Consider the following 13,896-nt stretch of genomic DNA (forward strand, 5'->3'; position numbering starts at 1 on the left):
AACGGCGCGCGTCGGTTAGGGCGTATGAGCAGCTACACCGGCGTGCTACCGCTTCCCGATGCCGGGGTACAGGCAAAGGCCTCCCGTCAGGGTAAAACGCGAGTGGATTACCGCAAGACCGAAGAAGCTGAACTGGTCAAACGAGTCCAGGCGCGCGATCAGCTCGCCTTTGGGGAAATCGTCGACCGCTACCAGTCTAAGGTCTTCTCGATCATTTTCGGCATACTGCGGAACCGCAACGACGCCGAGGATATCGCTCAACAGGTTTTCACCAAGGTCTACTTCTCGATCAACAGCTTCGACTTCCGCAGCAGCCTGCTCACCTGGGTCTACAAGATCACAGTGAACGAGTGCTACGACTACCTGCGCAAGAAGAAAGTGCGGAAGCTGGTATACGAGAGCGACTTCAGCGAGGACGACGCGGTGAGCATGGAGCGGAGCGAGCCCGATGGCACCCCCGCCGCTGACGATACCCTGGCCAAACGAGACCTGGTGCTCAAGCTTTTGTCGAAGGTTTCCGAGGAAGACCGGAACCTGATGATGTTGAAAGAAGTGGAAGGTCATTCCGTTGAGGAGTTGGCGGCAATGACCGGGATGAACGAAAACACGATCAAAGTGAAGTTATTTCGCGCTCGCCAGAAGCTACTAAAGGCAGCGCAGAGGCTCACCCGGGGTTCAGGGGCCCGGTTGACCGCGGAATAGGATTCCCTGGACCCACTTGCAACCAGGAGTGGTCCGGGTATGATAATCCCAAGGGGTTTAGTGCCCCATGGGGTTGAAAGTGGCGGTACGTTGGCGGCCGGACCGGGCAGCATGAGCCGGACGGTGCAGTGATAGAGACCAGCGGCCAAAGCAGGAGTCCGAGCAACGGATACTTTTGAGGGAAGACGGTTATGCATCAGCCCATCGAGGACGGACTTGAAGACTTCCTCTCCGGTAAGGTGGAATCGCATCGATACCAGGGTCTGGAACGCCATCTGAGCGTGTGTGCGGAGTGTCGCGACGAAGTGGGTCAAATGGTGGAACAGGTGACCCTGCTTCGGTCGTTGCGCGCGCCTGCCGATGTCGAGCCGGCCGCGGGCTTCTACGCTCGCGTGATGGATCGCATCGAAGCCCAATCCGGCAACTCATTCTGGTCTATTTTTCTGGAGCCGGCTTTTGGCAAACGGCTCATGTACGCGTCCCTGGCTTTGTTCGTACTACTGACCTCGGCGGTGTTCCAGACGAATTCCGAATCCATGGCGATCGATAGCGATCCCATGACAATCATGGCCGGCTACGATTTGCCGCATGCCAGCGGCGACGATCCGCGTCACGATCGGGAAGTGGTTCTGGTAAACCTGGCGACCTACAGCACCGGCGCCACGGCTTCGGCCCTGCCCGTCTCGTCCGACTAGCCGCGGGGAGTATTATTTCAAGGTGAGCGTGCGATCCAGTCTTGCCGACAACCGGCCCTCCTGGCACAACCCCAGGATCGTGATGTTGTTGCTGACCATTTTTCTGTGCGGCGCCGCCGCGGGTGCGCTCACCGTGCGCCTGACGGCCAACCGGGCTCCTGCGTCTCCCTATTGGAAAGAAGGCGGCCGCGAGTTGACGCTGGAAATGATGCGCAAAGAGCTCAACCTCACCCCCGAACAGGCCGTGCAGATTGAGACCGTGCTCGACGAGTTCGTGCTCTACTACCAGAACCTGCAAGGGCAGATGGACGATTTCCGGTCAGACGGCAAACAGCGCATCACCCACGTGCTCACTCCGGAGCAGCGCGTGAAGTTTGAAAAGATGATGACCAACCTCTCGGCCCGCATCCACTAGCCTCTTCGCGCAATACCCGCGCACTCCACCCGCACTTCTGATAAGATTCGGCAGCCTTGTATGCTGCCTGACTACCTCTCCAAAGCCGTACCCAACCCGGTTACGAACCGGGCTCCCTGGTACAAGAACACCGCTCCCAGTTATGCCGGCGTCTTCCTCTGGATCGCCTTCTATAACTCCATTGCCGCCGGGACCATCACGCGCGGCACACTAACCGTCTGCCTGCTGGCGCTGGCCGCGGCGGGACTGTTGAGCTACGCGCTGTACTACTACGTGCCGGCGATCCTGGGGATGAAGACCGGGTATCCGCTCTACGTCATCGGCAGTTCGACCTTCGGCACACGGGGCGGCTACGCCATGCCCGGCTTGCTGATGGGCCTGCTACAGGTGGGCTGGCTGGCGGTGGGCACGTTCTTTGCCACGAAGTTCGTCCTGACGGCGCTGGGCATCGAGGCCAAGGCCGGCACCATGCCGTTCATCGTCACGGGCGTCATCTGGGGCTACCTGATGGCATGGATCGGCGTGATGGGCATCCAGTATGTGGCGCGCATTGCCACGTTCCTGAACTTCATTCCGCTGCTGATGATTCTGGTCGTCTTCGTGAAAGTCTCGCCCGGCATCTCCGGACACGTGCCGTCCGAGCCGAACTCCTTCGTCGCGTTCACGATGCTGCTGCAGATTGTCATCGGCTTCTTCGCCACGGCCGGCGCCGCCGGCACCGACTTCGGCAGCAACGCGCGCAACACGAGCGATGTGAAGTGGGGCGGGCTGGTGGGCATTGTCGCGGCCATCATGATTGCCGGCGGGCTGCCGCTGGTCTCGGTCGCCGGAGCTCGTGTACTGATGCCCAACGTCCAGGGCTATAACTACGACGCCGTCGTTTCCGGCATCGGTGGCCCGCTGGCCACGGCCATGTTCTTCCTGTTCACGCTGGCCTCGATTCCCCCGGCCTGCTTCTCGTCGTTCATCGCGGGCAACAGTTTCTCCACCATGCTGCCGGGCGTTTCACGCATGGGGTCGACCATGGCGGGCATGACGGTTGCGATCATCCTGGCGGTCAGCGGCGTGGCCGAGAACCTGGTGGGCTTCTTCACGATTGTCGGCGCTTCCTTCGGCCCCATCTGCGGAGCCATGGCCGCCGACTACTTCCTCTCCGGCAAGAAATGGGCCGGACCGCGCGAAGGCATCAATTGGGCCGGCTATGGTGCCTGGGCCGTCGGCTTCCTGGTGGGCATCATCCCGTTCCTGCCGGTGAGCAAGGAAGTGCAGGAATACTCGCAGCCGGCGGTGCTCTACAGCTTCATCACCGGCTTCGTGGTCTATGCTTTGCTGGCCAAGGCCGGCCTGCAGCCCAAGACCGTCGCCATGCCCAGGTAGCACGACCCCCACTGGACCCGGCCGGGCCCGTCGGCGCACAATGGACTCAAATGAAATTCCATGCCGCCGCCCTCGTCCTGCTGGCCAGCGCTACGTTGTGGGCCGTTCCGCCCACGGCGCCGACTGAATTGAAGGACGTCGAATTCGCGAAGCCCGCCGGGGTCGCGCTCACGCTCGATGCGTGGATCCCGGCGAGCGCGAAGGCACAGCCGGCCGTCATTATGGTCCACGGCGGAGGCTGGAACGCGGGTAGCAAGCGGACGTATATCAATCCGTGGTTTCCCACGCTGACGGAGGCAGGCATCGCCTGGTTCACCATCAACTACCGGCTGGCGCCGCAGTGGAAGTATCCGGCCGCCCCGGAAGACGTGGAGGCGGCGGTGCTGTGGGTGCAGGCCAACGCGAAGAAGTGGAACATCGATCCCAAGCGCATCGCGCTAATGGGCGAGTCGGCCGGCGGCCACCTGGTGGCGCTGGTGGGCGCGCGCGGCAAGGTGAAGGTGAAGACGGTGGTCGATTTCTATGGCGCCAACGATCTGCCGCTCATCAACCAGCAGCGCGGCAAATCGAAGAACCTCGAACAGTTCCTGCCCGACAGCAGCGATGCGACCTACAAGGCGGCTTCGCCGGCGACTTACATCCACAAGAAGATGCCGCCATTCCTGTTCATCCACGGTACGGCGGACAAAGCAGTTCCGTGGGAGCAGTCGCCTGCCATGTGCGACCAGATGAAGGCCGCGGGCGCACGTTGTGAGGTGCTGTTGATCGAGGGGGCTCCGCACGGCGTGGAGGGCATGGAGAAGAACCCTGCCTGGCAGACCTGGAAGCCCAAGGTGGTGGAGTGGCTGCGGCGCGAGCTGCGTTAGTTTCCAGCGGGCACAATAGAAACGGAATACATGGACATCCAGCCGCACCGGCACCTGCTGTTCTACAAGCCCTACGGGGTGCTCACCCAGTTCACGGACGAGAGCGGCACGGGCCGGCCGACCTTGAAAGACTATATCGACGTGCCCGGAGTGTTTGCCGCCGGCCGCCTCGATGCCGATAGCGAAGGCCTGCTGCTGCTCACCAGCGACGGCGCGCTGCAGCATCGCCTGACCGACCCGCGTTTCGAGCATCCCCGAACCTATTGGGCCCAGGTGGAAGGGACGCCCACGGCGGAGGCGGTCTCCTCGCTCTGCCAGGGGGTCGAGATCCAGGGACGCAAGACCCGGCCCGCCCAGGTCAGGATGCTGGAAGGGGAACCTTCGCTGCCGCCGCGCGACCCGCCCATCCGTTTCCGGCGCCTCATCCCCACCGCCTGGCTCGAGTTGATTCTCACCGAAGGCCGCAACCGCCAGGTCAGGCGCATGACGGCCGCGGCCGGGCTGCCCACTCTGCGCCTGGTGCGCGTAGGCATCGGGAAACTCACCATTGAGGGCCTGACGCCGGGCGTGTGGCGGGATCTCACCGCCGATGAACTGCGCGCGCTGGCGAAGCCGGGCCGCAACACGCCGAATGCCAGGACCACTCCTCTCATCGACTCCGTGCCCGGGCGCCGCCTGGTGGATCCGGCCATCTCCAAACGAGGCCCGTCCACGCCTGGCCGCTTCCGCCGCGGCTAGCCGCCGGCATCAGGCTGCCAATCAGTAGCGAGATCGCGCAGCCAGCGGAATAAACCGCTTACATTGAGAGTATTTATAACCCTCCCCCATTCCTCGATTGTTCGCCCGGCCATTTGATGGGCGTCGGGATCTGTTTATCGAAACCTTGTTATCAACTCGCTCATCTCACAGATGTAAGAACTGGAATGAACAGGCTGGTTGTAAGGAGGAACCGTATGAAAAGCGCGAAAGTTCTAATCGGCGGCACCCTGTCTGCCCTATTGTGGATGGGCCCCGCGTTTGCGCAGCAGCCGAAACAGGACGAGGATCCTATCGCTGCGGCCCAGAAAACACAGACCCCGCAGTCGGTACTGCGGATGGCCCGCCAGGTGGAGAAAGAGATCCTGTCTTTGACTGATTACGGCGTGTTCGACAGCATTACGTATCAGATTAAAGACTACACTGTGACGCTGCGTGGCTTCGCATCCCGGCCGATTTTGAAAGATTCGGCGGAGCGTGTTGTGAAGAAGATCGAGGGCGTGACGAATGTAGTGAACGAGATCAAAGTCCTGTCGCTATCTCCGAATGATGATGTCATTCGCGCGCGCACCTATGTGGCGATTTACTATCACCCGATCCTCAGCCGCTATAACCCCGGCCGCGGCACCCCGATGTGGTTCAGCCCGGCTCGTGTGGCCGGCGGCATTACCAACGACCCGCCCTTCGGCTGGCATCCGATTCACATCATCGTGAATAACGGCAACGTCATGCTGGAAGGCGTCGTGGACAACGCGGCCGATCAGCAGGTGGCCGTGATGCAGGCCAATAGCGTCCCCGGAGTGTTCTCGGTGGAGAATCATATCCAGGTCGCCAACCCCAGTAAGCCGAAAACGGTAAAGAAGAAGAAGTAAGCGGGCTCACAATTGGAAAGGCTCCCGGGGCGACCTGGGAGCCTTTGTTGTGTCCGGAGATGCTTCGCGGCTACAGCAGGGGAATCGTGACTTTGCCGGCCGGCCCGTCGTACAGGAGTTCGACAGATTGGATCTTCTCGGTCTTGCCGCGGTACTGGAAGTAGAGCAGTCCCGCTTGCGGCAGCGCGCGGTCGCCCTCCAGCAGCGAGGCCTTCTGCACGCGCTGCGTCAGGGAACGCACAACTTCGACCGGTAGCTTGGCAGGCATTGGCGGTGGATCGCCTTGCGCGCCGCCACCTCCGCCGCCGATGCTCGACTTCGATTCCTGCTTCTTCGGCTGCTCGTAATCGGGGTCCTTCAGCGACTTCACCACCAGTCCGTAAGGCTGGCTGGGCAGGGGCGTCTTCTTCCCATTGATCCGCAAGGAGAAATTGTCGATCGAGATGTTGAGCTGGTCGCCCGCCGCGCCATACAGCCCCACCTCCACAACAACATAGTCTTCCGTGGTCATGACCCCGCTGGGCCCGGGCACACCATGACCGGTGAAGTCTGCCGCGATGGTGACTTTGCCTGCTTTGCCCGCCGCCGAATAATCGGCCGGGGCAGCCCTCGGGGGTACGGGCACTGCTTCTTTGAGGACGTACTTCATGGGCTCCTCAGACTCGCTGGGAGGCTGAGAAGTGAAACAAAACGAGGAGAGGGAAAGGCCGAGTACGCAGACACCGGCACGGACAGCGGGTTCAATTCTCATTGCTGCTCACAAACTATCATATCGAAGGCCAGACGCCGCCACGCCGGGCCCGCTTCCGATGGCCCGCCTGCGGCGTTGCATTTCCATAAGATGGTAATGGCCGGGCGGCGGGAACAGATCAGCCGCGGGCCGGCTGGAGAATCTCATATGCCGACGAATCTGGCGCCACCCGTGTCGCGGGCCACCGATATTGTGGATCTTCGTTCCGCCCTGGAGTTTCTAGCGTCGATCCCGGGGCAACTTGTCTCGACGCACGAGCCGGTGGACCCCGTGGCCGAGCTTGCCGGCGTCTACCGCCTGGTGGGCGCGGGCACGCCCGTCATGCCGCCCACCCGCATCGGTCCGGCCATGGTCTTTGAGTCGGTCAAAGGCTACAACATGCCGGTCGTCACCGGAGTCCTGGCCAGCCGCCAGCGGACAGCCATGCTCCTCAACAGCACCGTCGAACGCCTGCCCTTCGACCTGCTGGACGCGCTGAATCACCCGCATAAACCCGTCGTGATTCCAGCCTCCGGGGCCCCCTGCCAGGAGGTGGTCTTACGGCCGCCGTTCGACCTGCGCACTCTCATCCCCGCCCCCACCAATACCCTGAAAGACGCGGGCCCCTATTTCAACATGGGGCTCATCCGGGCGGAAGATCCCGAGACCGGCGAATCCGACGTCACCATTCACCGCCTCTGTCTGCAGGGGCCAGACCTGCTGAGCGTCTACTTCGTTCCCGGCCGCCACATCGACGCCTTCCGCATCAAGGCCGAACAGCGCGGCGAAGCACTGCCTGTCTCCATCAGCATGGGACTCGATCCCGCTGTCTATCTCGCTGCCTGCTTCGAGCCGCCCACTACGCCGCTGGGCTTCGACGAGCTCACCATCGCCGGCGGCTTGCGGCGTAGACCGGTGGAACTGGTGCAGTGCGTCTCAGTCAATGCCAAGGCCATCGCGCGGGCTGAAATCGTGCTGGAAGGCGAGATCCTGCCCCATGAGCGGATCCGCGAAGATGTGCAGTCCAATACCGGCTTCTGCATGCCGGAATTCCCGGGCTACCTGGGCAAGGCACAGCCGTCCCTGCCGCTCATCCGGATCAAGGCGATCACCCATCGCCATCACCCTATCCTGCAGACCATCATCGGGCCCGGTGAAGAACATGTGAACCTGGCCGGCATTCCCACCGAAGCGAGCATCCTGAAGCTGGTCAACGACAGCATGCCCGGCAAACTGCTGGGCGTCTACTGCCACTCCGCCGGCGGCGGGAAGTACCTGGCCATCCTCCAATTCAAAAAGTCCGCACCCAGCGACGAAGGACGCCAGCGGCAGGCCGCCCTCACTGCTTTTGCCGCGTTCCCTGAACTGAAACACGTCGTGCTGGTCGATGAGGACGTGAACCTCTACGACACCAACGACGTCCTGTGGGCGATGACCACCCGCTATCAAGGCGACGTCAGCACCATCTTCATTCCCGGTGTCCGCTGCCATCCCCTGGACCCCTCCCAGTCGCCCGATTTCAGCCACACCATCCCAGCCGACGCCACGTCCTGCAAAACGATCTTCGACTGTACGGTGCCTTACCGCTTGAAAGACCGCTTCCGCCGCGCCGAATTTGTCGACGTCGACCTGAAGCGCTTCCTGCCATAGCACACCGTTTTGCGATAGATATAGAGGGCCGGTCCGTTTCGGCCGCGCAGCAGCCAGCCCGTCCCTGACTGAAGGAGCTCCACATGAAACGCAGATCGTTCCTGAGCGCGGCAGCCGCCGGGACCACCACCCTCGCCGCGGCGGCCCAGACGCCCACGCGCAAGTCCGGCCTGAAGATCAAGCGGGTGCTCTATTACGGGACCGGCGGCGATGCGGCGTTGCGCAAGACCAAGGTGCCCGGCCTCTTCAACCAGAGCACCAATGTGGTGATGATCGAGACCGATGGCGGCCTGACAGGCATCGGCGAAGGCGGCGCCAAGGATACGCTGGAGCAGTGCGCGGCGGCCATCATTGGCATGGACCCGTTCCGCATCCAGGACATCTGGCAGGTCTTGTTCCGAGGCTACTTCTATCCGGCCGGCCGCGAGAAACTGCACGCGCTGGGCGCCATCGACATGGCGTTGTGGGATCTCAAGGCCAAGGCTCTCGGCGTTCCGCTCCACCAGTTGCTGGGCGGCCTCACGCGCGACCACATCGAGTGCTACGCCACCGGCTACCCGCCCAAAGCGACGCTGAAGGAATCCGCCGCCGCCTGCATCCAGGACGGCTATCGCGCCTTCCGCATCGGTCCGGCCGACGGCCAGCCCTATGACCGCTTCGAGATGGTGAACCGTACCGCGCAGATGTGCCGCGACGCGCGCGAGGGGGCAGGGAAGGACGGCGGCTGGGCGGTGGACTACCACACGCGCTTCGACATGAACGACGCCGTGCGACTCTCCAGCCTTATCGAGAATCTCGGTGCGTACTTTGTCGAAGACTTGGTGCGCTCAGAGGATCCGGCCGTCTACAAGACGCTGCGCGGCCTGGTGAAGGTGCCCATCGCCGTGGGCGAGCAGTTCGGCTCCCGCTGGGACATGAACGAACTGATCGAAGGCCACCTCATCGACTACTGCCGCGCCACCGTCCCCAATGTCGGCGGCATTACGGAGTTCGTCAAGATCGCCGCGCTCTGCGAGACCCATTACGTCGGCCTGATCCCGCACTTCACTGGACCTATTTCCGAGGCCGCGCTGGTCCACCTCTGCGGCTCGTTCTCCGGTCCGGTGCTGATGGAAATGCTGCCCAGGGTCGCGATCAACGGTACGCCCTACCTGCCCAAGGCATTCGACTTCCGCGACGGCAAACTGTGGCCGAACGATCGGCCCGGGCTCGGCGTGGAGGTCGACACCAAACAACTGACGCTGTTATCTGAGATCACGGAAAAGACCCAGCCGACGCCCATTTACCGGCGGCCTGATGGGTCCGTGACGAACTGGTAGACGCGCGCCGCTAGGCGTACGTAGTGGGCACGGCCTGTTCAGCGGAACTACCCGCGACGGCAGGCGTGCTGTACTGCTTTACGACGTAGCTGATCTCTTCCTGTGCCGAGACCTTCCCGTCTTTGTTGGTGTCGCGGGGGTCGTACACGGTGCCGCTGGAAGTGCTCTCCGTTCCACCGGCGCCACCGGCCCGGCCGCCGCCGCCCGACGGCGCTCCTGCTTCGGCCTTCTGGTCAGAGACCTCGGCCACCTTCTTCGCCATCTGCTCCAGGCCGTCGGCTGCATCCTGCTTGGTGATGTAGCCCTTGCCGCCTGAGTCGAGGATCTGGAAGACCTCGTCCACGCTGATCTTCCTGTTGCTGCTGGCTGTCGTGGATGAGTCCGACTCAATCGAACTCGCCAACTCGTTCTTGGTAATCTTGCCGTCCCGGTTCGCGTCCACTTTCTCGAACATCTGGTCGACCATCTTCGACCGCGTCTGCTCTGAGGACAAGGAATCGTATACCGAACTTGCACTCCCAATCGAACTGAGCATTGAGGTTCTCAATCTTTCCGAAAAGGCGGATCTTCTCGGGGATCGGACCTTCTCGCTTCCTCTTATCGATGAGGGCCCCGAAAGTTCGAGCGGAACTGGACCTGTCATTTGTTAAGCTGCGTTAATGGAGTCCTTGCCGGCTTACTCCATGCGCAGGCTCGTCACCGGATCCACCCGCACCGCCCGGATCACGGCCGGCAGCGCCGCCGCCAACGCCGTCGCCACAATGACAACACAGGGCAGCGCCAGCATCCGCGGATCCGATGCCTTCACCTCATACAGTAGCGACTCCACCCAGCGCGCCGCGCCCAAACCCAACCCCACGCCCGCCACGGATCCAGCCAGCACCATCCGCAGCGACGCTGAGGTCACCAGCCGCCCGATATCGCCCGCCCGGGCTCCGATCGCCATGCGGATGCCGATCTCCCGCCGCCGTTGCAGCACGGAGTAATCCAGGACGCCGTACAGCCCCACGCCCGCCAGCAGCAGCGCCACCACCGTGAAGAACACGGCTAGCAGGGCCAACAGCCGCTCGCGCAGTGTCTGCCCATCGATCAACTCCTGTTGAGTACGAATGTTGGTGACACGGAAATCAGGCCGCAGCCGCCGGATCTCGCTGCGCAGTGTGCCCGCCAGCGCCAGCGGTTGTTCGCTTTTCGTCCGCACCACGAAGGCCATGCTTCGAATCGGCATCAACAGGCCCTGCTGGTCCAGTTCATGTTGCGGGACAAACACCATCGGCAGCGCTGGGCCGCGCAGCCCCTTGTACGGCGTATCCCGCACCACGCCGGTAATCTGAAACTGGTCGCGGAACTTCAGGAACGTCTGGCCCACCGCGCGCTCTCCGGGAAAGAACGTCTTCACGAAGGTCTCATTCACAATGGCGATGCCCGGCGACGTGGCGTCCGGCCGGAAGTCCGACCCGTCCACCAGCGGGATCTTCATCGTGTCCATCCAGCCGGGTGAGACGGCCAGGAAGTAAGCCAGCACCGAACTCGGCGGACCGCCATGCACCGACAGGAAGTTGTTCCACGACATGCCGTCCAGCAGCGGCCACGAGGATGTCGCCACCGCTTCGACTCCCGGCGTCGTGCCCAGTTGCCGGGCCAACTCCTCCCACACCGCCGGAAGTTGGCGCTGCTTCGGCGTCGCATACACCACCAGCAACCGGCCGGGCGCGAACCCCATGGGCCGCTCAGAGAGCCGCCGGAACGTCTCCACGAAGAGCCCCGAAACAAACAACACCACGAAGCAGAAACCAACCTGCAGGGCGATCAGGCCGTGCATCAATCGCCGCCGTAAGTGCGGATCCGCGCCGCCCTTCAGCACACTGGCCGGCTTCACTCCGGAAGCGCGTAGCGCCGGAGCGAGCCCGAACAGGCACGTCACCAGCAGCGTCAACCCAAAAGCGAAGGCCAGCACGCGCCAGTCCGCCGGCATGTCCAAATGGGCTGGATTGTCCGCCCGATTGATCCTGCCCACGACGAAGGGAGCCGCCCATGTGGCGAACGCTCCGCCCGCCAGTGCCGCCAGCACCGCGATCAGCCCGCTTTCCACCAGCACCAATTGCACCAGGCGCCCGCGGCCTGCGCCAATCGAGACGCGCAGCGCCATCTCCCGCGCCCGCGCCGCCGCCTGGGCCGTCATCAGGTTGGCCACGTTCGCACACGCGATCAGCAGCACCAGGATCACCAGCACAGCCATGGCGCCCAGCGCGCGCCGGTATTCCTCCTGAAGGTTGGACAACCCCGTCCAGGCCGGCCGCAGGCCCACCGTCCGGTCCAGATAGCGCTGGATGTTGGCGCGCGTAATACCCTGGAACCCCTTGGCCCTGTTCTCTTCGAACGCCCGCGACGTTGCGGCCAGCTTCTCCCTGACCGGTCCCAACGCACGGCCTGGAGGGATCCTGACCAGTGTGCGCAGCCACGTCCAACCCTCTTCCTTCGCTCCGGTGTGCATCGCCGCCGGCAGGAAAACACCTGTCACCATGCCCGGTTCCGTCCCGGTGAACGCCTCGCCGCTCACCCCCACGATTTCGTAGACCTTCTCCCCGATTTGCAGCCGCCGGCCCACCACGCCGGGATCCCGCCCAAACCGCCGCGTCCAGTAGTCGAACGAGAGCACGGCATAGGGTTGAGGTTGGGCCATGTCGTCCTCACGGCCGCTGAACAGCCGGCCCACCGCTGGCCGCAGTCCAAACGATGGGAACATCCGCCCGGAGACGTACTGCACATTGGCCTTTTCCATCTCCTCGTCCGTCGAGTAAGTGAGATCGACCCGCTCAACGAAGCCCAGGGCCAGCAACTCCGCCTGTCCGCGCACCGCGTCCGACATCAGCCGGAATGAGGGATACGCCCAGGCGTAGAACACATCGAACTTCCCGTCAAAACCGAAACCTGTCCGCGTCAGGGCATGCAATTCCTCCGGCCGTTCCACCGGCAGAGGCCGCAGCAGCAGCGCATCGATAATGCGGAAGGCGGCCGTACAGGCGCCAATGGCCAGGCCCAACGAGAGAATGGCCGAAGCCGAGGCGATCCTGCGCTTCGAGATCTGCCGCCAGCCCAACACCGCGTCCGCCCGCAGCGAGTCCAGCCACGGCAGCAGCCGCAGGTCCCGGCTCTCTTCCCTGATCCTCAGCTTGGCGCCCAGGGCGCGCCGCGCCTCGCCTTCATTTCGGCCTTCCGCCACCGCGTCGGCCACATGCCCTTCCAGCTCTTCGTCGATCTCGCGGTTCAACCCGTCGCCGCGGAAGACATTCGTGATGCGCGTCCAAAGAGACATGCCCGGTTACCTAGTTCTTATACTCAGCTGTCCTAGTATATAGCTGTCTGAGTAAGAGGACTGTAACAAGTTGGGTTGCTCAGTGACGGATCGACGCGCGCGAACCACTCACCGCTGTCGCCAGGCCAAGCCCGATATAGACCGATCCCGACACATACCGCTGGTTCCGTAGAAACGCCGGATGGCCGCGCAGCCAGCCCGATGCGGTCCCGGCCGTGAACGCCCACAGGCAGTCGCTCACAAAACCCATGGCGGCGAACAGCAGCCCCAGCGCCAGCAACTGCGGCATCACCGGCCCGCGCGCCGGATTCACAAACTGCGGCAGAAACGAGAAGAAGAATAACGCCGACTTCGGGTTCAACAACTGCACCACCACCCCCTGCGCGTAGATCCTGCGCAGGCTCGCCGGCTCCGCGTGACCCACGTCACTCGCTACTGGTTTTTCGCGCAGTTTGCGGATGCCGAGGTAGATCAGGTACGCGGCGCCCGCATACTTCACCACGGAATACGCCATCGCCGACGAGACGAGCAGGGCCGACAATCCGAATGTGGCGGCCAGCACATGCACCAACCCACCCGTGGAGATTCCGGCGCACGAAGCAAAGCCCGCCCGGCGTCCCTGATCCACACTCCGAGCCACGATATACAGCACGGCCGGTCCTGGAATCACCAACAGCACCATGGCGGCGGTGACGAAAATCAACAGCTCTGCGGGGGGAGGCAGTAGTTGCATGGCGGTCTTTCTATTGTTGACCATTTTGCACGGCTACCGGCGTCCTGTAAAAAGACATTCAGACCGCTTGACCAGGGTTAGCTTCCGTCGCAAAATACCAGTAGTTAAACTATGGGAAAAGACGAAGCCCTCAGTCGCTCGGAGATCCCGCCCGGTACCCTCTACATGCTGATCCTCAAGAGCCTGGCCCACCTGGGTCCCATGCACGGCTACGGCATCGCACAACACATCCTGCAAACCTCCCAGGACGTTCTTCAGGTGGAGGAAGGCTCGCTCTATCCCGCATTGCAGCGCATGCTGATCAAAGGCTGGGTGGTCGCCGAATGGGGTCAGTCGGAGAAGAACCGGCGTGCCCGTTACTATAGCCTGACCCCGGCCGGCCTCAAGCAGCTCAGCGCCGAGATCTCGGAATTTGAAAAGGTAATGCGGGCGATCACGCGTGTGATCCAGCCTGCCTGATCACAG

Annotated in this window: 14 protein-coding genes; 10 read left to right on the forward strand and 4 right to left on the reverse strand. The window is 62.9% G+C overall.

What is annotated here, in order from left to right; translation table 11 throughout:
* Positions 1 to 24: 24 nt before the first annotated feature.
* The 7 genes from ACR9Y2_RS31310 to ACR9Y2_RS31340 all read left to right on the forward strand — a co-directional run bounded on the left by ACR9Y2_RS31310 (position 25) and on the right by ACR9Y2_RS31340 (position 5,683).
* Positions 25 to 702, forward strand: coding sequence for an RNA polymerase sigma factor (locus ACR9Y2_RS31310; protein ID WP_435045815.1), 678 nt, complete (start codon positions 25 to 27; stop codon positions 700 to 702).
* Positions 703 to 893: 191 nt separating this feature from the next.
* Positions 894 to 1,397: an anti-sigma factor family protein gene (locus ACR9Y2_RS31315; protein ID WP_435045816.1), complete on the forward strand. Its 504-nt coding sequence runs from the start codon at positions 894 to 896 to the stop codon at positions 1,395 to 1,397.
* A gap of 28 nt (positions 1,398 to 1,425) precedes the next feature.
* On the forward strand, positions 1,426 to 1,812 hold the full coding sequence (locus ACR9Y2_RS31320; RefSeq protein WP_435045817.1) for a hypothetical protein: 387 nt from the start codon (positions 1,426 to 1,428) through the stop codon (positions 1,810 to 1,812).
* A gap of 60 nt (positions 1,813 to 1,872) precedes the next feature.
* Positions 1,873 to 3,189 carry a cytosine permease gene (locus ACR9Y2_RS31325; protein WP_435045818.1) on the forward strand — a complete coding sequence of 439 codons (1,317 nt, stop codon included), beginning with the start codon at positions 1,873 to 1,875 and terminating at the stop codon, positions 3,187 to 3,189.
* Positions 3,190 to 3,239: 50 nt separating this feature from the next.
* Positions 3,240 to 4,055 (forward strand): alpha/beta hydrolase, encoded by an 816-nt coding sequence (locus ACR9Y2_RS31330; protein WP_435045819.1) that lies wholly within the window; start codon positions 3,240 to 3,242, stop codon positions 4,053 to 4,055.
* A gap of 30 nt (positions 4,056 to 4,085) precedes the next feature.
* A complete protein-coding gene (locus ACR9Y2_RS31335; protein ID WP_435045820.1) occupies positions 4,086 to 4,793 on the forward strand; it encodes a pseudouridine synthase in 708 nt (235 codons plus the stop codon).
* Positions 4,794 to 5,008: 215 nt separating this feature from the next.
* The gene (locus tag ACR9Y2_RS31340; RefSeq protein WP_435045821.1) at positions 5,009 to 5,683 is read left to right on the forward strand and encodes a BON domain-containing protein; all 675 of its coding nucleotides are present in this window, start codon (positions 5,009 to 5,011) and stop codon (positions 5,681 to 5,683) included.
* Between the two features lie 70 nt (positions 5,684 to 5,753).
* Here ACR9Y2_RS31340 and ACR9Y2_RS31345 read toward each other — a convergent pair whose 3' ends face one another.
* Positions 5,754 to 6,332: a hypothetical protein gene (locus ACR9Y2_RS31345; RefSeq protein WP_435045822.1), complete on the reverse strand. Its 579-nt coding sequence runs from the start codon at positions 6,330 to 6,332 to the stop codon at positions 5,754 to 5,756.
* Positions 6,333 to 6,581: 249 nt separating this feature from the next.
* Between ACR9Y2_RS31345 and ACR9Y2_RS31350 the strand changes: the two genes are divergently transcribed.
* Together ACR9Y2_RS31350 and ACR9Y2_RS31355 are read left to right on the forward strand one after the other, a co-directional pair.
* Entirely contained in the window at positions 6,582 to 8,063 is a 1,482-nt protein-coding gene (locus tag ACR9Y2_RS31350) for a UbiD family decarboxylase (protein ID WP_435045823.1), read from the forward strand.
* An 83-nt stretch (positions 8,064 to 8,146) separates the two neighbouring features.
* On the forward strand, positions 8,147 to 9,382 hold the full coding sequence (locus ACR9Y2_RS31355) for a mandelate racemase/muconate lactonizing enzyme family protein (RefSeq protein ID WP_435045824.1): 1,236 nt from the start codon (positions 8,147 to 8,149) through the stop codon (positions 9,380 to 9,382).
* A gap of 10 nt (positions 9,383 to 9,392) precedes the next feature.
* Here the strand turns inward: ACR9Y2_RS31355 and ACR9Y2_RS31360 are convergent, their stop codons facing one another.
* From ACR9Y2_RS31360 to ACR9Y2_RS31370, 3 genes are all read right to left on the reverse strand, one after another.
* Entirely contained in the window at positions 9,393 to 9,917 is a 525-nt protein-coding gene (locus tag ACR9Y2_RS31360; RefSeq protein ID WP_435045825.1) for a hypothetical protein, read from the reverse strand.
* A 141-nt stretch (positions 9,918 to 10,058) separates the two neighbouring features.
* Positions 10,059 to 12,698 (reverse strand): ADOP family duplicated permease, encoded by a 2,640-nt coding sequence (locus ACR9Y2_RS31365; protein ID WP_435045826.1) that lies wholly within the window; start codon positions 12,696 to 12,698, stop codon positions 10,059 to 10,061.
* 79 nt (positions 12,699 to 12,777) lie between these two features.
* Complete coding sequence (locus tag ACR9Y2_RS31370) at positions 12,778 to 13,431, reverse strand: LysE family translocator (RefSeq protein WP_435045827.1); 654 nt, start codon at positions 13,429 to 13,431, stop codon at positions 12,778 to 12,780.
* A 111-nt stretch (positions 13,432 to 13,542) separates the two neighbouring features.
* Here ACR9Y2_RS31370 and ACR9Y2_RS31375 point away from each other — a divergent pair, with 111 nt between their 5' ends.
* Positions 13,543 to 13,890, forward strand: coding sequence for a PadR family transcriptional regulator (locus tag ACR9Y2_RS31375; RefSeq protein ID WP_435045828.1), 348 nt, complete (start codon positions 13,543 to 13,545; stop codon positions 13,888 to 13,890).
* Positions 13,891 to 13,896: the final 6 nt, after the last annotated feature.

The sequence above is a fragment of the Paludibaculum fermentans genome (assembly GCF_051172195.1).
Classification (GTDB): Bacteria; Acidobacteriota; Terriglobia; order Bryobacterales; family Bryobacteraceae; genus Paludibaculum; species Paludibaculum fermentans_A.